At 47.4% G+C, this 26,692-nt stretch carries 29 protein-coding genes; 11 read left to right on the plus strand and 18 right to left on the minus strand.

Going from position 1 to position 26,692, the window contains the following annotated elements:
- Nucleotides 1–43: 43 nt before the first annotated feature.
- From ACP5KC_RS02465 to ACP5KC_RS02480, 4 genes are read left to right on the plus strand one after another with little or no spacing between them, the layout of a single operon-like run.
- Nucleotides 44–1,090, plus strand: a complete 1,047-nt coding sequence (locus ACP5KC_RS02465) for a hydroxymethylglutaryl-CoA synthase (RefSeq protein ID WP_052884344.1) — start codon at nucleotides 44–46, stop codon at nucleotides 1,088–1,090.
- Nucleotides 1,091–2,257, plus strand: a complete 1,167-nt coding sequence (locus ACP5KC_RS02470) for a thiolase domain-containing protein (protein ID WP_428286796.1) — start codon at nucleotides 1,091–1,093, stop codon at nucleotides 2,255–2,257.
- A 1-nt stretch (nucleotide 2,258) separates the two neighbouring features.
- Nucleotides 2,259–2,678, plus strand: a complete 420-nt coding sequence (locus ACP5KC_RS02475) for a Zn-ribbon domain-containing OB-fold protein (protein WP_052884346.1) — start codon at nucleotides 2,259–2,261, stop codon at nucleotides 2,676–2,678.
- Complete coding sequence (locus ACP5KC_RS02480; protein ID WP_273433204.1) at nucleotides 2,665–2,997, plus strand: hypothetical protein; 333 nt, start codon at nucleotides 2,665–2,667, stop codon at nucleotides 2,995–2,997. The genes ACP5KC_RS02475 and ACP5KC_RS02480 overlap by 14 nt, the downstream gene beginning before the upstream one ends.
- Before the next feature lie 55 nt (nucleotides 2,998–3,052).
- Here the strand turns inward: ACP5KC_RS02480 and ACP5KC_RS02485 are convergent, their stop codons facing one another.
- Together ACP5KC_RS02485 and ACP5KC_RS02490 are read right to left on the minus strand one after the other, a co-directional pair.
- On the minus strand, nucleotides 3,053–4,372 hold the full coding sequence (locus ACP5KC_RS02485; RefSeq protein WP_273433205.1) for an RsmB/NOP family class I SAM-dependent RNA methyltransferase: 1,320 nt from the start codon (nucleotides 4,370–4,372) through the stop codon (nucleotides 3,053–3,055).
- Nucleotides 4,373–4,396: 24 nt separating this feature from the next.
- On the minus strand, nucleotides 4,397–5,221 hold the full coding sequence (locus tag ACP5KC_RS02490; protein ID WP_052884349.1) for a winged helix-turn-helix domain-containing protein: 825 nt from the start codon (nucleotides 5,219–5,221) through the stop codon (nucleotides 4,397–4,399).
- Between the two features lie 125 nt (nucleotides 5,222–5,346).
- Between ACP5KC_RS02490 and ACP5KC_RS02495 the strand changes: the two genes are divergently transcribed.
- Nucleotides 5,347–6,084 (plus strand): hypothetical protein, encoded by a 738-nt coding sequence (locus ACP5KC_RS02495; RefSeq protein WP_273433206.1) that lies wholly within the window; start codon nucleotides 5,347–5,349, stop codon nucleotides 6,082–6,084.
- Here ACP5KC_RS02495 and ACP5KC_RS02500 read toward each other — a convergent pair.
- On the minus strand, nucleotides 6,081–6,473 hold the full coding sequence (locus tag ACP5KC_RS02500) for a hypothetical protein (protein ID WP_052884351.1): 393 nt from the start codon (nucleotides 6,471–6,473) through the stop codon (nucleotides 6,081–6,083). The two genes, ACP5KC_RS02495 and ACP5KC_RS02500, sit on opposite strands and share 4 nt — an antisense overlap.
- A 65-nt stretch (nucleotides 6,474–6,538) precedes the next feature.
- Here ACP5KC_RS02500 and ACP5KC_RS02505 point away from each other — a divergent pair, with 65 nt between their 5' ends.
- The 4 genes from ACP5KC_RS02505 to ACP5KC_RS02520 all read left to right on the plus strand — a co-directional run bounded on the left by ACP5KC_RS02505 (nucleotide 6,539) and on the right by ACP5KC_RS02520 (nucleotide 9,625).
- On the plus strand, nucleotides 6,539–7,042 hold the full coding sequence (locus ACP5KC_RS02505) for a hypothetical protein (protein WP_428286797.1): 504 nt from the start codon (nucleotides 6,539–6,541) through the stop codon (nucleotides 7,040–7,042).
- Between the two features lie 76 nt (nucleotides 7,043–7,118).
- Entirely contained in the window at nucleotides 7,119–8,357 is a 1,239-nt protein-coding gene (locus tag ACP5KC_RS02510; RefSeq protein ID WP_273433209.1) for a phosphoglycerate kinase, read from the plus strand.
- 60 nt (nucleotides 8,358–8,417) lie between these two features.
- Nucleotides 8,418–9,176, plus strand: coding sequence for a PAC2 family protein (locus ACP5KC_RS02515; protein ID WP_273433210.1), 759 nt, complete (start codon nucleotides 8,418–8,420; stop codon nucleotides 9,174–9,176).
- 14 nt (nucleotides 9,177–9,190) lie between these two features.
- The gene (locus ACP5KC_RS02520; protein ID WP_052884355.1) at nucleotides 9,191–9,625 is read left to right on the plus strand and encodes an Hsp20/alpha crystallin family protein; all 435 of its coding nucleotides are present in this window, start codon (nucleotides 9,191–9,193) and stop codon (nucleotides 9,623–9,625) included.
- A gap of 6 nt (nucleotides 9,626–9,631) precedes the next feature.
- Here the strand turns inward: ACP5KC_RS02520 and ACP5KC_RS02525 are convergent, their stop codons facing one another.
- A complete protein-coding gene (locus ACP5KC_RS02525) occupies nucleotides 9,632–10,390 on the minus strand; it encodes a helix-turn-helix domain-containing protein (protein WP_191118452.1) in 759 nt (252 codons plus the stop codon).
- Between the two features lie 253 nt (nucleotides 10,391–10,643).
- On the opposite strand from ACP5KC_RS02525, the gene gap reads away from it, so the two are divergent.
- Nucleotides 10,644–11,669 carry a type I glyceraldehyde-3-phosphate dehydrogenase gene (gene gap / locus ACP5KC_RS02530; RefSeq protein ID WP_273433212.1) on the plus strand — a complete coding sequence of 342 codons (1,026 nt, stop codon included), beginning with the start codon at nucleotides 10,644–10,646 and terminating at the stop codon, nucleotides 11,667–11,669.
- Nucleotide 11,670: 1 nt separating this feature from the next.
- Here gap and ACP5KC_RS02535 read toward each other — a convergent pair whose 3' ends face one another.
- The 5 genes from ACP5KC_RS02535 to ACP5KC_RS02555 all read right to left on the minus strand — a co-directional run bounded on the left by ACP5KC_RS02535 (nucleotide 11,671) and on the right by ACP5KC_RS02555 (nucleotide 16,348).
- Complete coding sequence (locus ACP5KC_RS02535; protein ID WP_052884356.1) at nucleotides 11,671–11,946, minus strand: RNA repair domain-containing protein; 276 nt, start codon at nucleotides 11,944–11,946, stop codon at nucleotides 11,671–11,673.
- Nucleotides 11,943–13,127 carry a radical SAM protein gene (locus tag ACP5KC_RS02540; protein ID WP_428286798.1) on the minus strand — a complete coding sequence of 395 codons (1,185 nt, stop codon included), beginning with the start codon at nucleotides 13,125–13,127 and terminating at the stop codon, nucleotides 11,943–11,945. Before ACP5KC_RS02540 ends, ACP5KC_RS02535 begins: the two co-directional genes overlap by 4 nt.
- A gap of 25 nt (nucleotides 13,128–13,152) precedes the next feature.
- On the minus strand, nucleotides 13,153–14,973 hold the full coding sequence (locus ACP5KC_RS02545; RefSeq protein ID WP_424738590.1) for a threonine--tRNA ligase: 1,821 nt from the start codon (nucleotides 14,971–14,973) through the stop codon (nucleotides 13,153–13,155).
- A gap of 54 nt (nucleotides 14,974–15,027) precedes the next feature.
- The gene (locus ACP5KC_RS02550; protein WP_191118454.1) at nucleotides 15,028–15,369 is read right to left on the minus strand and encodes a hypothetical protein; all 342 of its coding nucleotides are present in this window, start codon (nucleotides 15,367–15,369) and stop codon (nucleotides 15,028–15,030) included.
- Nucleotides 15,370–15,439: 70 nt separating this feature from the next.
- A complete protein-coding gene (locus ACP5KC_RS02555) occupies nucleotides 15,440–16,348 on the minus strand; it encodes a carbohydrate kinase family protein (RefSeq protein WP_052884358.1) in 909 nt (302 codons plus the stop codon).
- A gap of 121 nt (nucleotides 16,349–16,469) precedes the next feature.
- Between ACP5KC_RS02555 and ACP5KC_RS02560 the strand changes: the two genes are divergently transcribed.
- Nucleotides 16,470–17,042 carry a hypothetical protein gene (locus ACP5KC_RS02560; protein WP_191118455.1) on the plus strand — a complete coding sequence of 191 codons (573 nt, stop codon included), beginning with the start codon at nucleotides 16,470–16,472 and terminating at the stop codon, nucleotides 17,040–17,042.
- Here the strand turns inward: ACP5KC_RS02560 and ACP5KC_RS02565 are convergent, their stop codons facing one another.
- The 9 genes from ACP5KC_RS02565 to ACP5KC_RS02605 form a co-directional block, all read right to left on the minus strand.
- Nucleotides 17,043–18,848, minus strand: coding sequence for an ATP-dependent DNA ligase (locus ACP5KC_RS02565; protein ID WP_424740645.1), 1,806 nt, complete (start codon nucleotides 18,846–18,848; stop codon nucleotides 17,043–17,045).
- Between the two features lie 106 nt (nucleotides 18,849–18,954).
- The gene (locus ACP5KC_RS02570; RefSeq protein WP_428286799.1) at nucleotides 18,955–19,836 is read right to left on the minus strand and encodes a hypothetical protein; all 882 of its coding nucleotides are present in this window, start codon (nucleotides 19,834–19,836) and stop codon (nucleotides 18,955–18,957) included.
- A gap of 83 nt (nucleotides 19,837–19,919) precedes the next feature.
- Nucleotides 19,920–20,564: a TIGR00296 family protein gene (locus tag ACP5KC_RS02575; protein ID WP_273433220.1), complete on the minus strand. Its 645-nt coding sequence runs from the start codon at nucleotides 20,562–20,564 to the stop codon at nucleotides 19,920–19,922.
- The gene (locus tag ACP5KC_RS02580) at nucleotides 20,545–21,048 is read right to left on the minus strand and encodes a Mut7-C RNAse domain-containing protein (protein ID WP_191118456.1); all 504 of its coding nucleotides are present in this window, start codon (nucleotides 21,046–21,048) and stop codon (nucleotides 20,545–20,547) included. The genes ACP5KC_RS02575 and ACP5KC_RS02580 overlap by 20 nt, the downstream gene beginning before the upstream one ends.
- On the minus strand, nucleotides 21,017–21,736 hold the full coding sequence (locus tag ACP5KC_RS02585) for a hypothetical protein (RefSeq protein ID WP_424739284.1): 720 nt from the start codon (nucleotides 21,734–21,736) through the stop codon (nucleotides 21,017–21,019). The genes ACP5KC_RS02580 and ACP5KC_RS02585 overlap by 32 nt, the downstream gene beginning before the upstream one ends.
- Nucleotides 21,720–23,555 (minus strand): ribosome rescue protein RqcH, encoded by a 1,836-nt coding sequence (gene rqcH / locus ACP5KC_RS02590; protein WP_428286800.1) that lies wholly within the window; start codon nucleotides 23,553–23,555, stop codon nucleotides 21,720–21,722. Before rqcH ends, ACP5KC_RS02585 begins: the two co-directional genes overlap by 17 nt.
- 31 nt (nucleotides 23,556–23,586) lie before the next feature.
- Nucleotides 23,587–24,120, minus strand: coding sequence for a hypothetical protein (locus ACP5KC_RS02595; RefSeq protein ID WP_191118458.1), 534 nt, complete (start codon nucleotides 24,118–24,120; stop codon nucleotides 23,587–23,589).
- On the minus strand, nucleotides 24,104–24,856 hold the full coding sequence (locus ACP5KC_RS02600) for an AAA family ATPase (RefSeq protein WP_273433228.1): 753 nt from the start codon (nucleotides 24,854–24,856) through the stop codon (nucleotides 24,104–24,106). The genes ACP5KC_RS02595 and ACP5KC_RS02600 overlap by 17 nt, the downstream gene beginning before the upstream one ends.
- A 63-nt stretch (nucleotides 24,857–24,919) precedes the next feature.
- Nucleotides 24,920–26,692 (minus strand): carboxypeptidase regulatory-like domain-containing protein (locus tag ACP5KC_RS02605; protein WP_428286801.1); only part of this gene is annotated, 1,773 nt, incomplete at its 5' end.

Raw genomic sequence — 26,692 nt, forward strand, 5'->3', positions numbered from 1 at the left:
TAAAAGAAATATACGACAATCACTAAGATGAGGCCGATCATAGATGAAAGGCATCGCATCGATATACGGTTACGGCGCATATATCCCGGTTTACAGAATAGAGGCTAAGGAGATCGCGAGGGTGCACACGAAGGGTGGTGAGAAAGCTCCCATAAAATCTAAGAGCCTCCCCGGACCGGACGAGGACTCTCTAACCATGGCTTATGAGGCAGCTAAAAACGCTCTCAAAAGGGCGAGAATCGACCCCTCGCTTGTAGAGGCTCTCTATATTGGCTCCGAGAGCCCCCCTTATGCAGTCAAACCCTCGGCCACAGTAATCGCGGAGGCACTGGGCCTCTCTCGAAAGCTTTACGGCATAGACATGGAGTTCGCGTGTAAGGCAGGCACTACAGCCGTTATTAGCGTCGCCTCACTTATATCTTCTGGAGTGATAAAGTATGGAATGGGTATCGGGACGGACACTGCGCAAGGCCGCCCAGGCGACGAGCTTGAATATACCGCAGCTGCTGGAGCTGCAGCTTATCTATTGGGCCCCTTGTCAAGAGAGAGTGTGGCCACTATCGAACATACTTATAGCTATGTGAGTGATACGCCAGACTTTTGGAGACGAGAAGGGGAGAAATTTCCAATGCATACTTTTAGGTTTACCGGAGAGCCAGCATACTTTCAACACATAGAAGGTGCGGCGAGAGGCCTGATGGAGGAAACAGGCCTAAGACCTGGGGACTTTAACTACGTGGTATTTCATCAGCCAAACGTTAAGTTTCCTCAGCGCATGGCGGAGATCCTAGGATTTACTCCTGAACAATTAAAGCTTGGCCTGCTCTCTGGAGAAATAGGAAACACTTATGCTGCAGCGTCCCTTGTGGGACTGGCAAACGTGTTGGATCACGCGAAGCCCGGGGAGAGAATACTCGTTGTATCATTTGGAAGCGGTGCAGGCTCAGATGCACTTAGCATCATCGTTGAGGATGGTATAGTAGAGAGAAAACCCTTAGCCCCTAGTGTCAGTTATTACATCAAGAGGGCAAAGTATGTTGATTATGCGTTCTACCTAAAATATAGAAGGTTTATTCTAGGGGTGATGTAGTTGGGAAAAGCCTATATCGTCGGAATCGGCGCCACGAAAATTGACGAACACTGGGAAAAGGGTATACGCGACCTGATGACTGAAGCCTCACTAAGGGCCATACAGGATGCGGGAATATCGAAGAAGGAGATCCAAGGTATATTTGTAGGAAACATGTCATCTGGTTATTTGCAAGGTCAGGAGCATTTGGGATCACTGCTGGCCACATGGTTGGGGCTACCCGGGGTAGCAGCAAACAAAGTCGAGGCTGCCTGCGCCAGCGGTGGTGCAGCAGTCCACGCGGCTTATCTGGCTGTTAAATCCGGTCTTTACGACTGCGTGCTAGCAGTGGGCGTGGAGAAGTTAACCGATGCTCCTACCAGTGATGCAACAAGTGCTTTGATAATGGCAGAGGATCAGGAGTACGTCGCTTTTGCTGGCTTCTCGTTTGTAGCCTTAAACGCTCTTGTATACAGAGAGTATATGAGGAGGTTTGGGGTAAGACAAGAGGACATCGCGCTCTTCGCGGTGCATGACCACAAGTATGCAGCAAATAACCCGTTAGCCCAATACAATAAGCCTGTTAGCCTCGAAGATGTCTTAAAATCACCCCTTGTAGCAGATCCTATAAGATTACTTGAAAGCGCACCTTTGGGAGATGGAAGTGCCGCCCTAGTTATTTGCTCGGAGGAAAAGGCTAGGAGACTTAATAAGGATGTTTTCGTGGAGCTTGCAGGTAGCGCCCTCGCCACGGATATTTTAAGCCTCCATGACAGGCCTGATCTGACCACGCTCTCTGCCACAGTGAAGGCAAGATCCATGGCATTTAAGCAGGCTGGGATAGACGTGAATGATATTGACATATTGGAAGTCCATGATGCTTTTACAGTGCTGGGCGTTATTCACCTGGAGGACCTAGGATTTGCCAAGAAAGGTGAAGGGTGGAAGCTACTAAAGGAGGGCCAGCTCGAGAAAGACGGCAAGATTCCCACTAACACCATGGGGGGTCTTAAGGCTAGGGGACACCCTGTTGGAGCAACGGGCGTATACCAAATCTATGATCTTGTAACACAGTTGCGAGGTGATGCAGGGGCCAATCAGGTCCCTGACCCTGAAATAGGTTTGGCACAAAATGTTGGTGGCGTTGGAGGGACTGTTGCAATAAATGTTGTGAGAAGGGTGAGATAAGATGGCCTATGTGAGGAGTGTTCCGAGAGCATGGAGGGAGAGACAAAACAAGTACAGGTTAATAGGAGGAACCTGTAAGGACTGCGGCAAGACCTTCTACCCCTATCGGGGAATATGCCCAGTATGCGGCTCGAGCAATGTGGAAGCCAAGAAGCTACCTGAGACGGGTACAATAGAGACATTTAGCGTTGTTAGAACACCGCCAACAGAATTTACAGGTCAAGCCCCCTATGTGGTGGCGCTGGTTAGGCTAGACGATGGCACGCTTGTCCCGGCACAGATAACTGACGTTGAGCCCGAAGAGGTTCAAGTGGGGATGCGCGTCGAGGCGGTATTCAGGAGGTACAGAGAGCAGGGTGAGAAGGGAATCATCGAGTACGGCATAAAGTTTAGGCCTGTGGTCAACCTTGAGTCAAAATGAAGAGAAGACAACACGTGAGAAACTAATCGAAATTTTTCTCAATAACCCGGGGGTAGAGTTCACTTTAAACGAGCTTCTCTTGCGACTTAATTTAAAAGAACGCGATGCTAAACAGTTACTGAACAACATAAATCATGTAGCCAAGAGTATCAAAAGACTAACCGGGGGCGAAGCCTACCTTGCCATGCGTCCTCCGACATGTCTAGACTGTGGATACATCTTCCGTGACCTGGAGTCAGCCAGAATGCCGAGCAAATGCCCTAGATGTAAAAGTGAAAGGATAATTCCACCCTCATTCATTCTTTTGAGAAAAGAGTAAGATTCAAGCCTTCAGTTTGTTTTATAAAGGAGTCTCTTCGCTTCGATAGAAGTATTTATCGGGGGGAGAGAATAGAAAAGAAGAAACCGTCTGTTCGATGAACATGTGGGTAGAGTCTATAACAGTACCCGCACGTCTTGTGTATAGTCCGCTCAATGTTAGGCGGCAGGAATGGCTGAAGTGGCTTGATCGGGATCTTCAGAGAAGAGATTACTTCTTCTCCTTCTTCCGGGAAAAGAGAACATGTGGAGTATAGAACCAGGGCTCCACGATGAACAAGTTTTAAAGCGTTTGTAAGTAGTTCTAGCTGGACTTGTTTCATTCTGCTTAGATCCTCCCTTCTTAAGCTCCAGAGAGCAAGTCTTAGCCCGGGATCCCGCGATATAGCTCCGCTATTTGTACAGGGAGCATCGACTACGGCTGCGCTAAAGAGCTTTGAGCTCGAGAAAAATCTACCATCTGAGTTAATTACTTGATAATTGCAGTTTGTAGCTTTCATTATTTCGATACATGCTCTTGTTCTTTTTTCTGAGATATCTACCAACAGAATTGCGTCGTGGTCTATTTTACGGCAAAGTAATGAGGCCTTCATGCAAGGAGCTGCAGCTAAATCAACTATTACTCCTTTTGGTCTAAGCGATATGAGAGCTTCGACTGCTATAATGCTCGCCTTGTCCTGATAAGTTGCAATTTCAGGTGGTAGAGAAGGAAGAGGTATCTCCTGTGTCGGCAAAATCTCTAGAAGATATGGATAATCTTTATCTTGCCTAAACCTGAACCCTTTCCTCTTCAAGTAGTCTTCAAGCCAATCCTTTCTCTCAGTATCATTCAGCCTAACCCACACTTGCCGATATCTTAGAGACTTTAATATCTCGGGGGTTGCTTTCTCGCCGAAACGTGAGAGAAATGTTTCCACTATAAGAGGTGGGACGCTCTCCTTGTAAGATAAACGCAACGTAATAGGCATTTCCTCGAGCTCGTTAAAAAGCCGATCTAAGTTTCTAGGTGTTAGAAGGTTAAGTAGAGAGTCGCTAACAAGGCCACCCCTTAGGGCTCTTATCCTATCTAGTGTGAAGCTGGGAGATGAGGAGGCTAAATAGAAAGCGACATAAAAAGCTCCTTTTCTCCGTAGAGGCAAGTCTTGTTTGTTGTTCTTCCTTAATAGGTAGATGGGTGGCCCAATGTTTTCAAGCGTTCTCTTCGCGAGAAGAAAAGATATCTTCTGCTCTTCAGCGGAGAGTTTGAATTCTTGCATAGTCTCCTGAAATGCTGCATCAAAGGATATCGACTTAGCTTCAATTCTCTCTATGACCCTTGTAGCGGCCCGGAAAGCAATTGGAGAAACAAGCTCTACAAGCTCTTTGTCTCTAGGCATGAAAGGTCATTCCTGGAACTTTTCTTAGAATAGCCTTTGAACCAGTATTGCCAGGGTAAAGCTTGCATAATAGGCTACGAAGACGCTTATGAATGCTCTTTCTGTTGGCAGTTTCTTGTAAACTTTGATTATAGCTGTTAGAAGCCCTAGTACAATAACCTGAACGACTCTGTAGAGAATATTTGTTAGAATAATATCCAGGTTTGCAAGGGCTGGTATTGCGAGTAGAATTGTCGCCAGAAACATGCTTGAGAAATAATCGAGTCCTATCCGGGGATCTCCGCCCAACAGGCGAGATGAAAATTCTAGAATAGATAGTGTTAACGATATCCCTGAAATCCACAAAACTATACGTGCCTCCCTGTACACTATCGGAACAAATAGTTGATCCAGACCAAAGACTACGTAGCTTCCCGTAAGCGTCGCCACCGCTGCCGTTGTAAAATAAATGAGTAAGGCTAAGAATGGAATAACTGGTTGCGAGTACATGTAGGAAACTAAGTTTTCAGGAACTATAACCGGTAAGATGTATTTTTCAATAACTAGGGACAGCCCCCGCTTCTCTAATAGAAGACTTTTAACTCTGGCCTCGTTTTCCGTTAAGAATTTGTAGAGCTTAACGCCTTTCTCTGTTAGCACATACTTGCGTCTCTCATTCTTCTCAACAAGTCCTGAAAGCTTATCCAGATTGTAGTATAGGTTTCCAGTACTGGTCTTAATAGCCTCTTTCAACTCGCTAAAGGACGCTTCCCCGGACTCTCCTATCTTTCTGATAATCGCCCTTAGATAAGGATTCCCTATTACAGAGTATATCTGATCAAGGTCTATGTCCTGCCCTGAACTCTCCATAGACGTGAACACACATAAGCGTCACAGGTTATTAACCTTAGCTCCATATACACGACCCGCCTGGCCCGGGACGTACACACAAATAATAAAAACTATGACGATTAACTGACAATTGAAGTATTGGAATGCAACACGTTGTTCCCGCAGTAGGCATACGCGTTGAAGATGAAGAGTCACTGGGAAAGCTGCCAAACCGCTTGTCGCGTTTTGAGACATCCCATGTCTGGGTTCAACTCATATCCTCCTACAAGTTTTTCTCGGACATGGGTGTCAGCGACATTACCGATGTCTTTATCGATCACGACGTCAACATTGCTTCCCTGAAATTCGAATCTGTAGGAGAAATTGATCAGGAAGTCTTCGAGAAGATAATAACTATAGCTGATGAAACAAAAGGTAGAACCATAATTATTTCCAGGCCACTAAGCTTGAGTAGTACTACTCTGGAGAGAATATACGAGCTGGCGGCCATGTATAAAGTGAAAATTCTACTTGAGCCTGAAAAGCCGGAAAATCTTAAACAAATTTCTAGTATAATCGGATCTTTCATGGGAGGGATTCTTGGACTCTCTCTTGTCCAGGAAAAGTACTCTTCTACGGAGACCTTTATATCAAGCATAAGAGGATATCTACAAGTCGCTAGGAATATAGAGATTTCAAACTATGATGGAACTGAACCCGCCCCAATACTCATACCCTCTCAGTATAATAATCCAATGCTTTTACGCTTTCTCATGAGAAATCAGTTCGAGGGCTTTCTGACAATATGTTATTCAAAAAGAATGACAGACGACACGTGGTTGCTACGGGAGCTTTTCAGTCTAAAAGAGCAGCTGGCCACTCTAAGCGAGAAGGAGGACTAGACTTCAACCTCAAGCACAAGTGCGCCTCTGTATCCGCAGTTTGCACACACGTATAAGGGTGGTGTTAAGCCTGCGACTCCAAGGGGTGAAATTCTTGTGCTACCACAAATGGGACATACAAGGATGGAGGAGGAACGTTGTCTTGAGAATTCCAGAGCTAGAGGTCTACCTTCGACGGCTATCCTGTGCTCAGGTAATCCCTTCGACAAGAGATACTCAATAGCCCGCGTGATTTCCTGAAAACTCGTTTTTGAAAAACACACATCTTCCCCTTCTTCCACCTTGAAGCCAAGAGTAACCTCGACATATTTTCGAGCAGAGCAATCAAATTCTATGCAGACTTCTCCGGAACAGGTTACTATGTTGAAAAATGTATCCGTATCTGTCATCCCAAACACATTAATTGAGCGGCACAAGAATATATTTGTTGTAGACTAGTTACCGGGGGGACCTCTTGATATCCTGGAGAATCAGAATAAAAATAACGACGATAATGCTAGCGCTCATTCTCTTAGCGATGATTATTGGATATACACAGGAAATCAGTAGTGATGATGCCGTGCGACTCTACAAGGAGGCTCTAAATTACGATGAAAAACTCAGATCAGCAGGAGATGTCGAGACAACCATTTTGAATTTTTTCACAGATTTCGCACCTATAGTGATTGTGTCCAATATTCCCTTTGCCGGTCCTGTAACAGTACTCTTCATCTCATTCAACGCTGGTTATACGATTAAGGCCGAATACATAGCGACAGGTCACAATGCACTCTACACTTCTCTATCCGAGTCAGTGGTCATTGTTCAGTTACTAGCGCTTGCGATAGCCGGCGGGGAGGGACTACTCCAATCATATTTGGTTTACCGCAAAATGAAGGCAGACTTATTCGATTCGCTAGCAGTTATAACCCTAGAGGTCTCTCTTGCTGTGCTCTCAGCAGTTCTTGAGGCGGTTTAAACGATGTTTTAAAATTCGTTATTCCTGAAGCTTAAAATATCAAGGCTTGAATAAGTTAAATCGAGGGTGAAAATGCATGCTTGAAGGTTTTGGTATTAAGACGCTCGACGACGTTGACGTTAAAGGGAAAACAGTTGGTGTGCGCGCCGACTTTAATTCACCAATTGACCCCAAGACAGGAAAACTCTTAGACTATACGAGGATAACTGCACACGCCGAGACAACTATTCGAGAACTAGTCGAGAAAAAAGCTAAGGTTGTTGTGATTTCTCACCAGGGCAGGAAGGGAGACCCTGATTTTACCAGCCTACGGGAGCATGCTGAAATACTGGAGCGGTACTTCCCGGGACGTGTTAGGTTTGTACCCGACGTTTTCGGGGACAAGGCAGTCGAGGAAATTCGATCTATAAAAGAGGGCGAAATCCTCGTGTTGGAGAACGTTCGCTACTGGGACGGCGAGACAAAGAATGCTTCCCCCGAAGAACATTCGAAAAGCGAGCTTGTAGCAAGGCTAGCCCCCTTTTTTGAAGTCTATGTTGTAGATGCCTTTTCTGCAGCGCATAGACCCCATGCCTCACTGGTAGGCTTCGCTCCTGTAGTCAAACACTACGTTGCGGGCAGAGTTATGGAGAGAGAACTACGCGCCCTTTACCGTGTCAGAAACAACCCTGAGAGACCATGTGTTTACGTTATTGGAGGGGCTAAAGCGGAGGACACGGCGGAGATTATAAAAAGCGTTCTGGGTGAAAATATAGCCGACAAGATCCTGACTGGTGGCCTCGTGGCTAATCTGCTCTTACATAGCGCTGGATACAATATAGGCTTAGAAAACGTTAAGATATTAGAGGAAAAAGGGTTTTTATCCCTAGAGAAAGAGTTGAAGATTCTTTTAGACAAATACAAGGATCGTGTTTTGCTCCCGGTTGACCTTGCCTTAGATATTGACGGTAAGAGAGTAGAAGTGGAAGTTTCCAGGTTACCCGCACGAGGCATTATAAAGGATATCGGAACTAAGACTGCCGACCTATATTCAGGCTTAATTAAAAATGCCAAGACAGTGGTTATGAATGGACCTATGGGAATTTTCGAAGACGATCGCTTTTCTATAGGGACGAAGAAAGTTTTTGAGTCAATGGTCAGCTCGGGTGCTTTCACGCTCATCGGGGGTGGCCACACGCTAGCAGCGGCAGATAAGCTTGGATTTTCTGAAAAAATATCCCATGTAAGTACTGGGGGAGGTGCACTTATCGAGTTTTTAATAAAGGGAACACTACCTGTAGTCGAGGTCCTGAAGAAGTACGGTCAAACTAGATAAACACTTTTCTATCAAAAAAAGCAAAAGCAAATATATTCACTTTTACTTCAATATATCTGTATGAGAGCCGAGTGGATCTTCTCTCTTTATGAGGAAATACCTGCTCCCAGCTTAGTTGTTATAGGTCTCCCGGACGTTGGACTGGTGGGTCCCATAGCCACTTCTCATCTTGTTAAGCAGTGGGGTTTGAGGAATATAGGCTATGTGGATTCGCCGAGTATACCTCCCGTTATTCTGTTTCATGAGTCCTCACCTCTTCTCCCTATACGCGTGTACGGCGGGTATAAGGGAAACGATTTTGTACTCGTAATTCACTCCGACGTGGCCATACCCCCTCAAGCAATCCACGAACTGTCTTCTTTCCTGGTTTCTACTCTCCTCGAAAAGAAGGCGGGAAGGTTGTTCCTTTTGGGAGGAATCGCGGTTCAAGACAGGTTAAACATACAGACCCCAAAGACTTACGCCGCGTCGATCGACCCCGAGGCATTAAAATACGCTAGAAGCAAAGGTATTGACCCCATACAGGAAGGATACATAGGGGGTATTTATGCCCAAATACTCAAGGAGGCTTTTAAAAATAGGCTTAATGTCCTAGCCCTCCTCGCTGAATGCTTCCTTAATTATCCTGATCCAGGCGCATCTGCGAGCACGCTACAAGCCTTCTCAAAACTTACGGGAAAAGACGTGGACGTGAAACAGCTTATAGAGCAAGAGGAGGAAATAAGGCTCAAGCTGCGGGAACTTATGAAGAGAACCATGGAGAGCATGAAAGGAACAGGAAAAGAGTATGAGTACACGATCCCCGCACTCTATGTGTAAGGGGTGGCTGAAAAATGGAGGAATGGGTAAGGCGTGAAATTGAAGAAATGCTAAAAGAGTTTAAGAGGCTTCGAGACGAATTTGCTAGGATGGAACAAGAGATGTTGCAGCCGCTATTTCATCCCGAAGAGAAAACAGTAGTTCCTCTATACGAGGTTCGACGCGAATCAGACAAGATAATTGTATGGGCTGATCTGGCCGGTGTTCGTGATAAGAATAACGTCGATGTCAGAGTGGAGGGAAGGACGTTGAAAATAGAGGCATTATTCTCTAAACCTTTTAAGTTGGAGGGGTTCACCTTCCTTCGGGAGGGGCTTCAAAGGTACAAGCTTGAAATTCCTTTACCCGAAAATATAGACCTGGACAAGATAAAGGCAACACTCAAGAAGGGAATTCTTGAAATCGAGATACCACTAAAAGTTGAAAGATTTAAGATAAAGGTGGAGTAGTTTTTCTCACTTTATTGCTCTCAACCTACTAATTAGCTCGTTAAGATCCTCAATCCTAGTTACCGCTAGAGGTATATTTTCACGTTTAGCAATTTCAAGCCCTAGCTCGTCCACCTTGCGCGCGCCATGTAAAACAACCAGGGCTGGTCTAAGGCCTCCCATACCCGCCTGCATAGACTTCACTGCTACCATCGGGCTCCTACCATAAGCAACCTTTGTAAAAATAGCTGCCCTTTGAGTCGTTGCACCATACAGCTTGATATAGTCGTAGGACGGAACGTCTAGAACCAGTTTAATGCTGTCCACTACAGTATAGCCAAGTATGGGTGTTGATATGAAAGCCGCCCCTACAATTAAATCTGCTTCAATAGCCTCGCAAAACCTTGCAATCGAGAGTGGAATGCTGAATTCCCTCATGTCTAGGACTGCTTCCCTTAGAAGATCGGAGCCTAATAGGATCCTTCTGAGACCGGAGAGAACTATTCCACCTCGTTCGATGTCCTTCATGATGAGACTCTTCACAAACCTGGCAACAAACCTTGAGCCTGGAGACTTTCGTCTTCCACTCTCATAGTCGCTGAGCACTGAAGCCGATACCCCCATGTGCGTTGCCACTTCCACCTGTGTAAGACTGAATTTTTCCCGCCATTTTCTCATCTCGGCTCCTGGGTTGTCGGACATGATTATTTCTCCGGCTATCTTAGAGGCTACTTCTCGAAGAGAAGGATCGCTCAGCCATCCTTCTGAATTTACCCGTCTCTGCATCATGGAGGATATTGCCATCTGTTATAAAAGTTTTAGGGATTTGTCGAATCAAAAATGGTAATTTTAGACTGGGCATTAAGGCGGTAAAATAATAAGTGACTATCCAACTTCATCTTAGGCGATGAAGAGGCTCGGAAGGCCCGACTGGTGGGGAACTCGTGCAGGGCGGAGCCTGCTTTAATCGTCATAAATATGAGCGTATAGTAAAAAAACCCTTTAATAGACTGCATCGTGAAATATATCGAAAATGGATATGAAGTACACAGTAGCGATAAATGGATTTGGTAGGATAGGTAGAAATTTCCTTAAAGCCGCCCTTCAAAACGAGAAGTTCGTTAAGACTTTCAACGTAGTCGCAGTTAACGACTTATCTGACGCCAAAACTCTTGCACATCTATTCAAGTACGACAGCGTCTTCGGGAGGTTCAAGGGAAGAGTTGAGGTTAAGGATACAAAGCTCCTGATAGAAGACTACGAAATAGAGGTTCTTGCCTTCAAAGACCCGTCTCAGCTACCATGGTCTAAGATGAATGTTGATATAGTTTTAGAGTCCACAGGGCTTTTCACGGACAGGGAAAACGCCTCCAAACACCTCTCAGCAGGAGCTAAAAAGGTTGTGATTTCCGCGCCTGCTAAGAACCCCGACATCACGATAGTTATGGGTGTAAACCACGCCCAGTATGACCCCCGTAATCATCACATAATATCTAACGCTTCATGCACTACCAACGCCTTCGCACCCGTTGTAAAGGTACTCCACGAGAGTTTTGGAGTTATCCAGGGCATGATGACCACTGTACACGCTTATACCAATGATCAGCGGATACTTGACCTTGTCCACAAGGATCTGAGAAGAGCAAGGGCTGCTGCACAGAACATCATTCCTACTACGACTGGAGCAGCCAAGGCTATAATGGACGTGTATCCGGAGCTTAAGGGTAAGTTAACGGCTATGGCTATCCGAGTCCCAGTCCCAGATGGGTCAATTGTCGATTTTACAGCATTACTGAAGAAGCCTGTCACCAAGGAAGAAATGGACTCAGCATTCAAGAGGTATGCTGAGGGAGAACTGAGGGGCATACTGGAATACACAGAAGAGCCAATCGTTAGTACGGACATTATCGGGAACCCGCACAGCTCCATATACGATGCAGCTGCAAGTCAGGTCGTTGGAGAGAGAGGGGACATGGTAAAGGTTTTCGCATGGTACGACAATGAGTGGGGATACTCAAACAGGCTAGTAGACTTAATGGTGTACATGGCCGAGAAAGGGCTCTAAATCACACTTTAAAATCATAAAAAGCTCCTTGTTTGCTGAAAACTATCTTCCCATTTTTATAAGTTATCTCTGTTATCCTGTGAAAAGGGATAAATTTATCTTTCCCATCAACAACGATTACAACCCCATCCCTTGTAACCTCCCTTATCTGTTCCCCGGTGAATTCATCTAGCTCCCCCGATACTCCACGCGAGATAAACTTTACCCGAAGACTACCTTTATCCATGTTTTTATCCCAGAGAACTCGTTGGAAGAAGTTTCGCATGGGGTTTTTCACTGTAGCAGCACCCTCCTCCTGTATCCAACTTCTATCAATATTTTTTCTTTCAATGAGAAGTTCTTCTTTCCTTCCAGCTTGACACGGATATATTTGTCGTCTATATTTAGCTCAAGAACACGCGTCTGTGCTATCTTCTCGATCATCTCACGAGCCTCGTCCGGATCAATCTTTGTCTTTATTTTAGGGCATTGGACGGGGCATAAAGTGCAGAATCTTCCGTCAATATAGTCTAGGCCAGGGCATGGCGCGCGTATACCATCATAGAGCATAGCAGTATAGTTGTTTGCACAACACGCGCTGAGAAAAGGAACTAAACCCTTTTCCCGTACTACTTCGACGGCTTGCCTCTTTATATCACTGACATCTACGGATAGCTGTACCCCCCTTCTCAGAATCCCTTTAACCCTTTCACGTATTTGCGTGGTTTGGAAGCCAGCCTTCTCCAGCCGCTCAAGAATCATAGGTGTTATTCGTAGACCACCGATAACAACTCCAATGGCTCCGGCTTGCTTGGCTTCATCAACTATCTCTTCGATCTCCTCAGTGTTTACCCCGGGTATAAGCGGCCTAAGAAAGAGCAAGGGATGTAGACCATTCTTTCTCATTAAGCGTATGGTTTCGAAACGCTTCTCCGGAGTTGGAGCGTTGGGCTCAAGCTTACGATAATAAGCCAGGGAAACGACTGTAACCAGAGGACTTAGTGGAAGTTTCACGGATGCCAAAGCCTTTACCTGAGCCTCGGAGAGGGCTGCTTTTGTTGAAAACTGAGTGGGATTTCCAAGATGCTTACTGAATGAATGTATGTATTCCAGTGTCCGTGTGAAGGCATGCTCATCGACGAATGGTTCCCCGACGCTTCCTATAGCTATAAGGGATCCAAAACGGCCTGGCAGGAAGTAGGGGTTTAGCAGTAGAGCATAACTCATTTCGTCTCCGCTGAGTCCATAAACGTGGTAGTTTGAGAAGCTTACCCCCATCTCAGGCAGATAACAGTATGTGCAACCGTACTTGCAGCCAATCACGCTGTGAACTGTTACTCCGCAGGGTCGAGGTTTTTTCCTGGAATGGTAATCACCTTTAACTTTCCTTTGACTTTCTGCGGGAAGCCGCTCTTCAAGCATTTTCAACAATAATGTCTTACGGTATAAGAAATCCTTCAGTGATAGCTCTAAAACCACCAATAGCACCGTGAAGTGCTTTATGTTATCTGTAGCTGGGTCTCTTGCTGAGATATCTTGGGAGCATGGCTGAGACTCTGGGATAACCTTGTAACTCCTTGTTTATTCTTTCGACTAGCTCCTCTAGGGTCATTTCGAGCTGTCCTTGACCTCGTATTCTCACACTCAGCTTGCCAGTCTCGGCCTCTTTTTTGCCAATAACAATCACGTAGGGGATCCATTTAACTTCGGCATCGCGAACACGTTTGCCGACACTTTCGTCTCGGTCATCAACATCTACGCGAACACCCTCTTTCTCAAATGTATCCGCGACCTCATCCGCGTTTTTGAGGTACTCTTTCGAGAACGGGATAACTCTTACCTGTACAGGGGCAAGCCATAACGGGAGGGAGGGTTGTTCTCCCCTCTTTGATTTTTGAGCAGCAGTGTCGAAGACGGCGAAGATGTAGCGTTCTATGGATCCGATGAGAGCGGTGTGTATTATGACAGGGTGTTTCCGCTCACCCTTCTCGTCCGTGTAGGTTATCCCGAAGCGCTCCGCATTACCGAAATCTATCTGAAATGTACCTATTTCTCTAGGCCTACCAAGCTCGTCAATTATGTTGTACTCTATGTTCAGGAACCAGTAATACTTGCCTTCAGGGACAAAGTGGAGAAGTACGGGCTTCCCCTCCATCTCTACAAGTTTCCTGAGATATTCCTTGTGTCCATCTAGGAATGACCTTGTGAGATTATATATACTCACGTAGTCTCTGCCGAGCCTTCTCATTTCCTCATATATCTTCCTATGAACCAAGAAAGAGACTTCCTGGGCCTGGGCTAGATCCCTGCAGAAGATGTGGAGATCAGGCATCGTGAACTTTCTAAGCCTAAAGCAGAGAAGGAGTTCTCCAGGCTGTTCTAGGCGGTAGCTGTCGGCGATCTCTAACATGCCTAGAGGCAGGTCCCTATAGCTTATCTCCCAGTCCTTGATCATCGCGAATTGTTGATGACAGGCAGCGTATCTTAGGACCAGCTTCTTTTCATCGACTTCGAACTGGTAAAGCCTATCGCCAAATAGTTGAGCATGTTGAAGAACCGGCTTGTATTCCAAGTTGAATGTATTAGTGCCTCTAACCTTATATACAGGTATACCTAAGCTACGACATACTTGCCAAGCATATTCTGAAACAGCCTCCACCATTATTGTCGCCTCAGGTCCATACCGCATATGACCAAGGTCACTCATAGGCTCCCATTCAAATCCAAACTTTTTACAATACTCGAGGAATTGAGGCTCCCCACCTTCACGTCTCCGCTTAAACACCTCCGACTCTAATAGTGCTACAAAGTCCGCTGGGAGGCCGCTGGGAAGCTCTTCAACACTAACTACCCTACCATCGGGGAACATAACCGCGAAGTCTTCGAAACCCCGCTTAGGAGGCTCTCCCGGTCTTATACTCCTCGAAAGCTCCGATAAAGGATGTCCATAGCAGTCAAGTGTGAAACGCTTATACCAGCCGAAGGGTGCTCTCTGAGTTTTTAGCCCCTTTTCTGAAAGTTGTGACTCTATCGACTTTAGTATTGCCAGGGCTTCACCGGGACTAGCTAGATTCTCTGACAAATGGGCATAGGGATAAACCACTACCTCTGAAGCCTTTACTCTTCTGAATACATCTTCTATTTCCCTAACCGCGGCACTAACAACACCGGGGTCACTAGAATCTCCCTCCTCGACTGTGACGAATACCACTAAGGCGTTTTCAGCCTTCCCAACCCTGCGCCCGTCAATATCCTCAGCACCCTCGAGGGCTTTCTCGCGCGCTTCGTACTCGAAGCTTTTAGCATGGATAAGGAGCAACTTCAACTCGTCCACCCCTCTTACAGAATAAATATTCTTGAGCCTAACCTATACTTTTCGCTATTCGAGGTCGTTCACCCTAGATCCAAGCTTCTTGAGCTTATTCCGCAACTTGCTATAGACCTGCCTGTCCAGGACTTTCGCTTCTTCCTCGATAGAGAACTCCTCTTCCGTCTTTTTGGGTTGCACCATCTCCAGTTTAAGCCTGCAGGTTCCATCAGGTAACAGGGCGTGCCTTGAACAGCCAGCGAACTGGCACCTGTATCCAATGCAAGTATCGCCCGTCCATGAACAAAAAGCTTCAAGTCCCCGCTTGGTACGCCTGTAGATCAGAGCGTTCTTGTAGCAGGTGAAAGCTTTGAAGGGGCAAAGTGGGGAACAACTCACGTCATTCTTTTGCATAAAATTCCCCGCATAGCATTTTACACTCTCAGACGAGATTATTGAACTTTACTCTCTCTAAAGTTTAAAATTATACAAGTGTTAGTGGCTCATATCCATTTTTTACTAGAAACTCGTTTAGTTCGCTTAACGTAGGTGAAGAATGTGCCCCAACCCGAGTCGCTTTTAATGCGCCGGCAGCATTTGCTACTAGGAGACACTGTTCAAGGGAGAAGCCGAGTTTCCACGCAACGAGAAATGCCGCATTAAACGCGTCTCCAGCCCCAGTAGTGTCTACAGCGTGCACTTTAAACGCTGGAACCCCAATGCCGAGTTTAGGCAAACGAGATCCCAAGCTACCCTCTTTTAAAACTAATAGCCCATTAAACTGTGAGTCTAGGTATTCAGGTCCAAGGGTTTCATATTCCCTTTTATTCACAAATAAAATATCAACCATCCTCAGCGTTTCCCGAACGTATGAAAATCCTTTAGATGCTATCGTCATTCCTGGATCATAGCTTGTTGTAACTCCTTTACTCTTAGCTATCTCGAACACCCAAGACGTGTATTCAGGCTTCGTGCTGCTTAAATGGACGTGTTCAACTCCTCTTAGAGCCTCCTCGAGATTCAGGAAGCCGGGAGTTAAATCTGTATTTGCTCCACGAAGGGCGACCATCGCCCTATCCCCATTTGAATCAAGCAGTATTATTACCCGTCCCGTTGGTTTAGAAGATCTGACTATCCACTTCGTATCAACACCCTCCCTTGAAAAATTATCGAGTATGAAGTCTCCTTGCTTATCGCCACCAACCGCGCCGATGAAAAATACCTTTACGCCTAGCTTCGCCATAGCCACCGCAACATTGGAGGCTGCACCACCCACTCTTTGAAAGTAGTCTTTTGCTTCCTGTGCCTCATCCGCTCTGGGTATGCTATCCACTAGATAGTACTCGTCAATGCTGGCATTCCCTGAGACGGCAAAGACGAGTTTAGGATCCACTTTTTTAAGGACGAAGAATATGTATTTCTGTCTTACGTGTAGTGAACCCTGGGAGACTATACTTGTTACATAAGAACAAAAATATAACGTGGACCTGTCACCTATAGATTAGGGGTTGATATTGGGAGAAGACACGAAAAAACTGGCAGAAATAAAGGAATTTCTCGAGAGAAGGCTTGAGGAACTGCGTCACGAAGAACAGCTTATTGAGGAGATGCTAAATCTCGTCAACCAAGCTCTCTCATCTGCGAGTTTCATCAGGGCTTCAGAGCTTGTATCTAGGCCCCAACCCGCTGTTGAGCAACAAAGACAATCTCCGCCGGTGCAAAAAGGGGAGGCGATAGAAGAATCTGTAATAACCGCGACCCCTACAGGCGAACATTTGGCACGCATCCTCGTATATCCCAACATCATTGAGATTTTGTTTGAAAAAGAATTTCAATCATCTACGCCTCCTTTTGAGTCTTTCTTTTTGAGAAAGGTCCTGGAAGGATTCAAGAGAAAAGCCGAAGACTCCGTCGCGAAAGGTGAGAAAGCTCCAGATGAGATATTTGACTATGAGATCATCCAAGATAAGGGAGTTTTAAAGAAGATTATAATAAGGAACTATGGCGACAAGAAGGTCATAAACGAGATCAAAAGTACTTTACGTTGGACTTTGAATAAAATGCTTTCCAGATCCTCGTCCGAGTAATCAGGCCTGAACCACTGTTTTCCTCTGGGACTTATACATTTCTATCAGCTCAGACTCAGTAGTAGCTTGCTCGGGTTTTTTGTCAAACCTATAACGACCCGTGAACCTGGGGAACCTCACTGCTAGACCCGAATCTGGCTCTATTTTTCCGAGCGCGCAGGTGTGAAGAGGACTCAGAGTAATTTCCGCTCCGATAATCTCGAGTACAACGGCTGGGACAAACCACACATCAGCCTCTAGTTTTGAAACCACACGTGGGTGACGGTGCGGGATTTTGTAGGGCTCTAGGAGCTTTGGCAGGTTTGCTAAGTCCTCGTCGGTGAAACCAGAGCCAACTTTGCAAACCGTTTTAAACGTGTCGCTGTTAGGGTCATAGGCTGCCATCAGCAGGGCTCCATAGGTTCCGGCACGTTTTCCTCTACCATGGAAAGCTCCAACCACGACAAGGTCCACTGTGTCTGTCATCTCCATCCTGTAGTCCCGCTTGAACTTTATCCACAACCAGCCTCTAGCTCCCATCTGGTATATGCTCTGATTCCCAGTGGATTTACACATTACTCCTTCACATCCTTCGCTTATGGCCTCCTCGAAGAAGAGCATGAGGTCTTTTACATTATCAACGAGCTTAGCCTGGGAGAGGAGTATGTTCTCGTCCCGCGGTGGCGTTATAGATTCAAGTATTTTTCTTCTTTCCGGGAGGGGCTTTTCGATTAGCTCCTCTCCATTAAGGTAGACTATGTCAAAGAGATATACTCTAACCGGGTACTCCTCCATCGCTTTCTTAACATCATACTTGCGGCGCCTGTGCATGAGCTCCTGGAAGGGCAGCATGTCTCCCGTGTCTGGGTTATAAGCTACTATTTCTCCCTCTACTATAAACTCATCTGCCTTTAGTGTTAACATGAAGTTCACGACGTCTGGGTAGTGGCTTGTTATGTTTTCAAGACGCCTGCTGAAAAGCCAGACCTTATCACCTTTCCTGTGGGCTTGAACACGTTCACCGTCATACTTGAACTCGGCTAGACATGATCCTCCCAGCTTTTCTAGAATCTCGCCGGGATCACCCAGTCTCTCAGCCAACATTGGGAGAATAGGTACTCCAACCTCGATTCTTATCGATCTCACAGCCTCTAAGCCCTTCTCCGCAAGTGTACGCGCAATAAAGCCTAGATCGGGCCTCCGCGTGTATGCCCTCTCGAGAACGTCGCGTGCCGACTTTGTGCCTGTGAAGGCTACAGCCAGGGCGTCCAGAATTGTCATGTCAGCTATACCGAGGCGAAGCTTACCCGTGACTGTCCTAACGATATACTTCGCCTCCTTCGGTGAGGCATCTGATAGGAGGCTTGCAAGCGTGTTGATTTTTGTATCCTGGCTTCCCTCCCCTGAAGCCAGTGCTATCTTCATCAGCGAGTTATAAACATGGGAGACCATCAGCTCACGTTTACCAGTTTCTTCTCCTATGTAGCCTAAGAGACCGGCGGACTGTCTGGGCTTAGAGAGGAGTTCTTCCGCTACTAAGCCAGGATCCCCGGTTTTCTTGTAGAGTTCCTCGACAGATTTGAGAGAGACACCGCTAGCCTTAGAGATTGCCCTTAAAGTAAGCTTTTCGGCAACGCCGAGCTCTACTCCTTCGTAGTCCGGTCGTAGCTGTCCCTGTGTTAGATATATAACCTTGTCTAAGACACTGGTGGGAGTCTTTTTGAACAAGGCCACGAGATAATCTGTCATGGCTAGCCTGCTTGTTGTCGCCTCGATTTTCTCGTAGAAATCGACTAGGACACCATATGGAAGGTCATTCTGCTCCATAATCGCCCTTATATTATTTGTACAGAAGGATGTTTAAAGGTTTAGTCGCGTCTGGGTTGGGGTTAGGGTTTGAAGCTTTGGCCCTTGTTTACCTCAATATTGCTGCTTAGGTGCGGGGTTTGCGTCTGCCACAAGGGGGGTTTGTAGGATCTGGAACGTTGACGTGTAGAAGTTTACACCTACTCTTGGCCTGGTCGTAGAATACGCAAGTAAAGCATGTTCCTGTTAGATCACTTATGCCTGGTTGTGGTTTCTCCTGTCTCTGCATTTGTGGCGCGGGTTTAGGCTGTGGGGGTGGAGTTTGTTGTACTGGAGGTTGAACTGTAGGTGAGGGGTGAGGTCTAGATGGCTGGGCTTGTGGGGCGGGGGAAACAGGGGGGGTTGGATACTTGGGGGGAGCAGTTTGCCTGGGAGGGGGCTGCTGTTCAGGCTGTATAGCTTTCGGCTGCGGCCTTGCAGGTCTTATTGGTTTTTCCTCTAGTTCAACAGGAGCGAGCTCTATAGGTGGTGGTTCTTTCTGTGTTTCCACGACAGGTGGCGTTGGCGGTTTTTCGGGGGTGGTTGTGGGAGAGGGTTGCTTGGCCTGTACGGGGGGTTTAGTTGGTTGCACGGGCTTGAGTTCTAATGGCTGCTGGCTTTCTAGAGCCGGAATGTTTGCGAGGTCAGGCGATAAGCCCTGAATAAGGAGTTTTATCTCTTCTCTGCCTAGATATCGGCCCTCAACGACCTTCTCACCGTCTACCACTACTGCTGGAATGGCACTGATCCCGTACTTCTTGAACTCAGCCGTATAGATGCCCCCGAAGAGCTCATCCAGATTTTCAAGCCATTCCTGGTATTTAGAGGGGTCTTTAAGATTCATTAAGAGCCTAACCGCGAGGCGTGGCCGCTGCTGTTTCGGTATAACGTTTAGCTCGGCCTTAAAGGCTTCCAGCATGGCCTGTGCCTCGGGAGTGCGTGGTAGGAAGACCTTTATCTCTTTGACCACCTAGCCCACCACTAAACCTTATGTTTTCTAGGAAGAACCTGATAATTAAGTTATCTTTTCGATACTTTCAATCTGGTGGAAAACTAGGGGAAGAACTCGAGTATCCTTTCAGTGACTTCGCCTCCTGGCGTAACTTCGACGAATATTTGGGACTGAAAAGTATAAACCTTGAGCTTTCCGGACCTCCAGAAGTCTTCAGGGAGGCCGGCCTTAAGGCAAGCATAGCTTAGGTATTCTTCAACGTCCCAGCCCTCCTCTACAGGAACCTGGGGTAAGAGCAGGCCACGGGCCATTCCGTGTTCGACTAAGAGTCCGTCTCTGCCGATCTTTATCTTTCCTATGAGCTCTTTATAGTCAGAGTATATTAAAGGTTCGGGCTTTGTCAGAACGCTGACCTCAAAGATTATCTCATCCAGTTCACGGGGGGTTACTGGGGGGAATCTAGGATCCTCTGTTGCGGCTGCGACTGCCGCGCGTATTGTTGCCTCGGCTAGAGGGAAGAGGGGTTCAGGGTAGCCGATGCACCCTCTAAGTTCGCGCCTAGCCTGCCTTGTGACTGGGTTCACCTCTATACGTTCAAGAGTTACGAAGACACCGGATTTCTCTAGAAGTTTTACAGGCGTATCTCGAGGTGGCTCAATTATGACAGCCTTGTTAAGGTACTCTTCAACAGCCCTTCTGGCAAGACTAACGAGGAACTTGCCTTCTTCAACAGATAGTTTTTCCATAGATTATACACCTCACTTTTTCAATTTTTTTCTCTATCTCTACTACATGAGTGCCCAGCCAATAAATTTGTCCACATCCTGTGCACATGTAAAACTCGTTATATGTGTCCCTGACCTTGAGGGGAATATTATCCTTAATTTGCTCCTTATCAACCTTGACTAGGGGGGCTCCACACAACGAACATAACGCCTTCTCCGGGTTAAATTCTGGCTTGATATCCAGCCTTGAAAGAACCCAGGCCAGTACGTCCTCCTCGGGACCATCTGGAACGAGTAGAGCTTTTATGTTTTTCCTGATAAGCTCCCTGTAAAGAACCTTGTCTCGGGTAAGGAAAACCGCTTTATTATGCGTCGCGAGGAAAAGCTTAATTTCTGCGTCCTTAAAGTCCCTGAGATAGATTGTCCTGACCCCGAGGAGCCTCAACCATCTTGATAGTTTACCGAGCATCCCATCAGCCACTACTTCTAGCAAGACTGGAACCACCCGTATACGCCGACAAGAATTTTTGCAGTGCTGAAGAATCAAAGAGGAATACATCGTCTCCGAAGTCAGCGTAGACAATGGAGTACTTCCTAAGACTCTCCATTGGTTCCAGTTTCTTCACCGTATAAACGTCCAAGAACTGACCAGCTATCTTGGATACGGAGACCGTGCCGCTCAGCACTTCAGTTCTACCGACTCTCAGTGCATAATGAGCTAAGTCTGGAACTGTGAGTATATTCACTACCTGACCTCTATGACAGATGGGGAGGACTAGGGCGTTTGTTTCGTTGAAGGCTCGATAAGCGGTTGTTACCTTCGAGTTGCATTTTAAACAAGGTAGCCTGAAGGGTTTTAGTTTCGAGATTAGAACCTGAATGCTAATTAATCCACTAGCAAGCATCCAGGATACTAGGGATCGTGGAGTATAAGCTCTCCCAGTCTTGCGGAGTACCAGATAGTATCCCCTCGAGACACGATGCAATGCTGTTGAAAAGCCCGGTGTTGAGCTTATGAAGGATATATTGGTCTTTAATCTGCGTCCCGTGGTAAAGTGGTGTAGAGAATGAAGCGGGAGATATGTCCCCTTTATTTTTGCTACCAGGCTTTTAAAGCCCTCTTGATGCATGATCCCAAATGCTTCCTCGGGGCTTTCAGCCGTTAAAACGCCTTCGCTATAGTCGGCTTTCAACGTTCCGCCACCTCTCGACATGGAATGTTCCTTGTGGCAGTAGCCTCAAGATATCCTCAAGCATTACCTTATACCCGCAGCTATGTTGAAGGAACTCGTGTATCTTCCTAGCTGTGAGTTCTCTGGAGATCGTACCCGGGGACAATTTTACGTAGCAGTTTCCTTGGGGTTTCTTGAGGGCTGGTATGGCTTCAAGCCCGTTACTTCCAACGCCTATAAGGAGTTCTAGTTTTATCCCTCTCAGCCAGTTCCTCTTACCGTATATCATAAAGGCTCCTTTGCCGAGGTACTCGCCGCTAGGGGCTTTTTTAGACACCTGGCTTCCTGGAACCCAGTACACGTCCATTGTTAGCAGTCCAGCCTTCCAAGCGCTACTATAGCTTGCGGCGAATTGGGCTGCCTCGAGTATGTCCTGTTCAGGAACATCTTTTCCCTCAGTCTTTATAACTACGGCTGGAGCTCCGTGAATGTCTGCGTGTAGGAACAAGTCGTGCTCGTCCATGTACCTCCTAACTAGAAGCTCGTTTTGCCCCGCGGATTTCCCGGCTATAACAAGGAAGCCGTTTGTCGTCACGAAGAACCTGAAATCCCTATACCAAGGACGACCTGTCTCCTTCGTTATCCTTACAACCACCTTTGTGGGTTGATCATGTCTTACTTCCTGGAGCTCCTGGATTTTGCTTTTAAGCGACTTGGCCTTCTCGAATAACATCTCAGCGTTAGCGTATGCCGAAATCCTTGCGTTGACGTGAATATCTAGGCCTCCTAGATCCACCTGTATAATCCATTTCTCGTGGTTGAACGCCTTGACCTCAGGGAAATCTTTCCTCAAATCGTTCTCTAACTGTTCCCAGGGAATCCTACTCTCACGCATTCTTCTATAGGATTCTATAAGTCTTTGAAGCCTAGACGCATGATCCATGACTAGCCTAGCTTCAAGCTCGAGCCTCGCCAATGCTTCTCGAGCCCTCTCCACAGGACTTGCTTCGATCTCACCTGCGGAGGAGTCCGATAGCATGAGGCTTGCAACGTAAGAGGGAAAATGTTTAGGATATTCTATCTTCTCGAAGCCAGCCTTAAGGTGAAATGGCTCAAAAGGGTAGATCAACACTTTGCCCTCGATGGTTGTTTTGAAGCCCTCTTCTTTGCGCTCAATTGATTCGAGGTATATGCTTCTCGCCGTTTCAACTATTCGTATTATATCCTTTACGTCAATGCCCGGAGAAGCCGTTTCTAAGCCCTGCCTGTAAGCGGCCTCGTATATGAGCTCTGGTGGCAGAGATAAGGCGTAAGCTAGGGCGGAGATGATGCTTCTTCTCGATAGTCTAGAAGCTAATTCCACTATCTCTGAAGGAGACCTTGAAATGTCGCCTAGCCTGGGTGGGGGTTTGTAGGGCTCGCCTCTCCTTACCGTTCTGTCCTTCATAGTCTTTTGGGCCGCTGCTGCTTGTATCCTACCTTCGTGGTCTAGGAGTACCACGTTACCCTCTCTGACCCACTCTAATACAAGGGTGGCCGAGTACAGGTCTAGGGCCAATACTCTGTCCTCGTTAATAATGCTGACTTCGCGGATTCTACGCCCCTCTATCTCATGTAGAAGTCTTGAACGAACGGGGTTTTTGAGTTCTATGTCCTCACTTAGAGGGGATACGCCTCGTTTAGGACTAAACAATAGTATACCGTTAGAGTGCTGTATGACGTAGACCCCCTTGTATTCTAGCGCGCGTTTAATCCTCGAGCCTTCAAGGCTCTCAAGCAGATCCCATATCTTGTAAAGGTCTAGAACGCTTACGCTATCCCATCCCAAGCCATAAGCCACAGGTAACTAGGGGTATAGCATCATTAAAAACCTACTCCGAGGGCATAACAATATCAGCCTTGTAGGGGTGATAGAAGGATAGCGTTATTTTGTCTCCCTCGCGTCGGACGAGGGCTCTATGGGTAAAGTATTCTGCGAAAATGTTTTCCCCAAAACTCTTGGAGTCAGAACTATAGTTGATGAATATTGAGTTTAATCCCCTGCTGGCTTTATCGAGCGCCAGTGCCAGTAGGGAAGCCACTAGCCCCCATCTCGCCCTGTACTCGAGGTTAAAAGCGTAGAAAACCCTTGGAACGCTGTCCACCACGATTAGCTTGTAGTTTGCCCCTGCTATAATAGAGAGCAGTTCAAGAGGATCACCGGGCGTTTGGAATTTAACGTTACGCCATTTTCCCCTTGACCGCCAGGAGGTCTGAGCGTAGTCTATGTAAAGGGTTTCAGTCCCCATTTCTGAGATAAACCTTTGCACAGCTTCACGCCGCCCTGAGCCTGACGACCCCGATATTTCAATTACAAAGCCTTGACCGAGAAAGCCTATATCTTGGGGTTTACGCCTCCTCGACACCATGTTCACCTATCCTGAAGGTTGCTGTTCCACGCTTCCATGGCGTTGATAGTACCTCTGCCTCTCGAACCACGCCGCGCTTGCGGAGAAGTAGTGTTAGACACGCGTATGTGTCGAGGGCCGCGCCTCCAGCAGGTCTTATTCCGTCCGATTGGACAACCTGTCTAGTAGCTATGACCACCGCGCCGGCACGCGCCACGCGCCAGAGAGAGTAAATAACCTTTGCATAAGCCTCGGTTCTCTCACGTGCACTCAGCGCCTCGGTGCGTACTAGCCGTGTAAGCTCGTCCAGGATTAGTAGGCCTACATCTCCAGCCACGACCTCCTTGAAGGCTTTCTCGAGGAGGACCAACAAGTGTTGTAGACTGTGAGCACGAACATATAGTATGCCAGCCAATACAGAGCTAGGATCTAGATCCCTAGCAGCGGCCATCATCACGACCCGCTCTGGGGAGAAATCGCCTGTTGTATCGACAAAAACCACGCGGGATCCTAGACCACCTTGACCGACTGGCTTTTGAGCGTTAACAGCAAGCTGCATACAGAGCTGTGTCTTTCCACTTCCAGCCTCACCAGCCACATCATATAGACAACCCATTTGGAAGCCTCCATCCAGCAATACGTCTATTGGCCCAACATTACTCTGTAAAACGAGCTTGTGTTGAGGTACAGTATGAGCCTCCATATGTGACACAGTCGGGAGTTGAAGAATTCCCAAAACATCTGAAACATTCATCAGAAGATATAGAAAGAAAAAAGGTAAAAAATTTATTTTTTAGTTTTAGAGAGACTAGGCTTCTTACCTTACCTGGGTGCCCTCAGCTGGAGCAATGACCTTTGCGAGTCTGCGGCGCCTGTACAGGCTGTACTCGTGGGCGATTATGAAGATCACTAGGACTATCAGTATGAGGAGCAGTATGAGTCCGAGGAACTCGCTGCTGCTCATCTCCCATCCAGCAATGGTCAGGAAGATGTCGAGCTTTAACTCGAGTGTTGACTCCTTGCCGCCCGTTACAGTGGCTGTTCCGCTGGCCTCTCTTCCGCCCTTGCTGGCGGTAACAGTGTATGTGCCCTGCGGTATCTCGAGTGTTACTATTCCGCTAGCGTCTGATGTGAAGCTTCCAACATTCTGTACGGTGACGGTTGCGCCTTCAACGCCTTGTCCCCTGGCGCCAACGACCTTTACGGTGAGCTTTCCGATGCTTGGGACTGTTATGCCCACAGAGGGCTGCCTGTCTACGCTTCCGGAGTAGCCTATGTTGAGGCCCTTCCATGTGCCGACGGAGAAGCTAATCTTGCCTGGTGGTACCTCTTTGACTGTTATGCTTCCGCTGCTGTCAAGCGTTTCGGTTGTGGTTCTGCCGTCAGGCGTGGTTATCTGAACCGCAGCGTTGGCGAGTGGTGTGCCGAAGGGTGACGTGAACGTCAGCTGGACGTCGTAGATGTCGAGCTTAACCTGGAAGATCTGCAGGCTGGTCTCAAACCTGCCCTTCTCGATCTTGATGCTCTGAGTGGCTATTGTGCCTACGCCGGCGAGGTCTACCTTAACCTGGTAGGCTCCGTGCGGAGCCTGTCCGTGGTCAGCGGGTGTCTCAGGACTGTACTTGGCGCTTGCATCAGACGGCCAGCTTACCACGGTGTCCTTTGCGAGTCTCAGTATTACGCTACCGTCTGAGGCTGGAGTGTGTTTAGTTACCACGCTGTCGGGCCACGTGACGGTAACAGTGATCTTATTGAGTATGCTCTGGCTGAGAGACCCTCCTTGGGCGTTGGTCAACACGAGCTTAGCGACATAGACGAAGGTTTCAAGCGTTGTCCCGCTTCCAGGCGTGTAAAGCCTTGGAGTGTCGTAGTCTGTGACTGTGTCAAAGATCACTATCTCCTTGGGTATCTTGCCCGCTGCCCTGAGGAGGTAGCTGTCACGCCAGTAGACGAGGAGCTGGTATTTCTGAGTACCAGGCGGGACGTAGAGGATTGTGTTACCGTTGGCGTTAGTGAAGTTGAACGTGCTTGGATAGGCCTTTGCGTTCGGTTCTCTCAGGTAGGCTGCAACCATGGCGTTCTGCAAGGGCTTGCCCGACCAGTCGAAGACTGTTACGAGTATGCCGCTCCACTGGAGTGGGACACATACTCCGCCGGGCATGTTGTTTGTGAGGTCGAATGAAACCGTTTTGGTGAGGGTGTCAGGGTCTAACACGTCCTCGGTCTTCAGGTTGTACGGGGATAGTATTGGGTCGAAGTTTAGCTTGGTGGAAAGCCCGTAACTGAGCCCGCTTACACCCAGGAATGCAAACTTGCCCGTGAAGACGGGGAGACTGCCTACAGGAGTGCTGACTGTAGCACCCTTGTCAGGGTAGAACGTAACCGTGCCGTCGGACCCTGTCGTGCCGCTGACTAGGGTTGAGCCGATAACAGTTACTGTTACGGGCTGGTTAGCGAGGCCTACCTGCTGTGAACGGAGGTTGGGGCCTGTGACCTGGACGCAGAAGCCCTCCATCGCCGCGGTGTACACCACCTTGGCTACACCGCTCCAGTAAGTGACGTTCCATGCTCCGCCAAGCATGTAGTCGTG

This window comes from Infirmifilum sp., from assembly GCF_049970975.1.
Lineage (GTDB): Archaea > Thermoproteota > Thermoprotei > Thermofilales > Thermofilaceae > Thermofilum > Thermofilum uzonense.

Bases quoted from the DNA above. Each gene is read 5' to 3' on its own strand.
- ACP5KC_RS02465 (WP_052884344.1), top strand. From the start codon at position 44: ATGAAAGGCATCGCATCGATATACGGTTACGGCGCATATATCCCGGTT.
- ACP5KC_RS02475 (WP_052884346.1), top strand. From the start codon at position 2,259: ATGGCCTATGTGAGGAGTGTTCCGAGAGCATGGAGGGAGAGACAAAAC.
- ACP5KC_RS02485 (WP_273433205.1), bottom strand. From the start codon at position 4,372: ATGCCTAGAGACAAAGAGCTTGTAGAGCTTGTTTCTCCAATTGCTTTC.
- ACP5KC_RS02490 (WP_052884349.1), bottom strand. From the start codon at position 5,221: ATGGAGAGTTCAGGGCAGGACATAGACCTTGATCAGATATACTCTGTA.
- ACP5KC_RS02495 (WP_273433206.1), top strand. From the start codon at position 5,347: ATGCAACACGTTGTTCCCGCAGTAGGCATACGCGTTGAAGATGAAGAG.
- ACP5KC_RS02500 (WP_052884351.1), bottom strand. From the start codon at position 6,473: ATGACAGATACGGATACATTTTTCAACATAGTAACCTGTTCCGGAGAA.
- ACP5KC_RS02510 (WP_273433209.1), top strand. From the start codon at position 7,119: ATGCTTGAAGGTTTTGGTATTAAGACGCTCGACGACGTTGACGTTAAA.
- ACP5KC_RS02515 (WP_273433210.1), top strand. From the start codon at position 8,418: ATGAGAGCCGAGTGGATCTTCTCTCTTTATGAGGAAATACCTGCTCCC.
- ACP5KC_RS02520 (WP_052884355.1), top strand. From the start codon at position 9,191: ATGGAGGAATGGGTAAGGCGTGAAATTGAAGAAATGCTAAAAGAGTTT.
- ACP5KC_RS02525 (WP_191118452.1), bottom strand. From the start codon at position 10,390: ATGCAGAGACGGGTAAATTCAGAAGGATGGCTGAGCGATCCTTCTCTT.
- gap (WP_273433212.1), top strand. From the start codon at position 10,644: ATGAAGTACACAGTAGCGATAAATGGATTTGGTAGGATAGGTAGAAAT.
- ACP5KC_RS02550 (WP_191118454.1), bottom strand. From the start codon at position 15,369: ATGCAAAAGAATGACGTGAGTTGTTCCCCACTTTGCCCCTTCAAAGCT.
- ACP5KC_RS02565 (WP_424740645.1), bottom strand. From the start codon at position 18,848: ATGGAGCAGAATGACCTTCCATATGGTGTCCTAGTCGATTTCTACGAG.
- ACP5KC_RS02575 (WP_273433220.1), bottom strand. From the start codon at position 20,564: ATGGAAAAACTATCTGTTGAAGAAGGCAAGTTCCTCGTTAGTCTTGCC.
- ACP5KC_RS02600 (WP_273433228.1), bottom strand. From the start codon at position 24,856: ATGAATGTTTCAGATGTTTTGGGAATTCTTCAACTCCCGACTGTGTCA.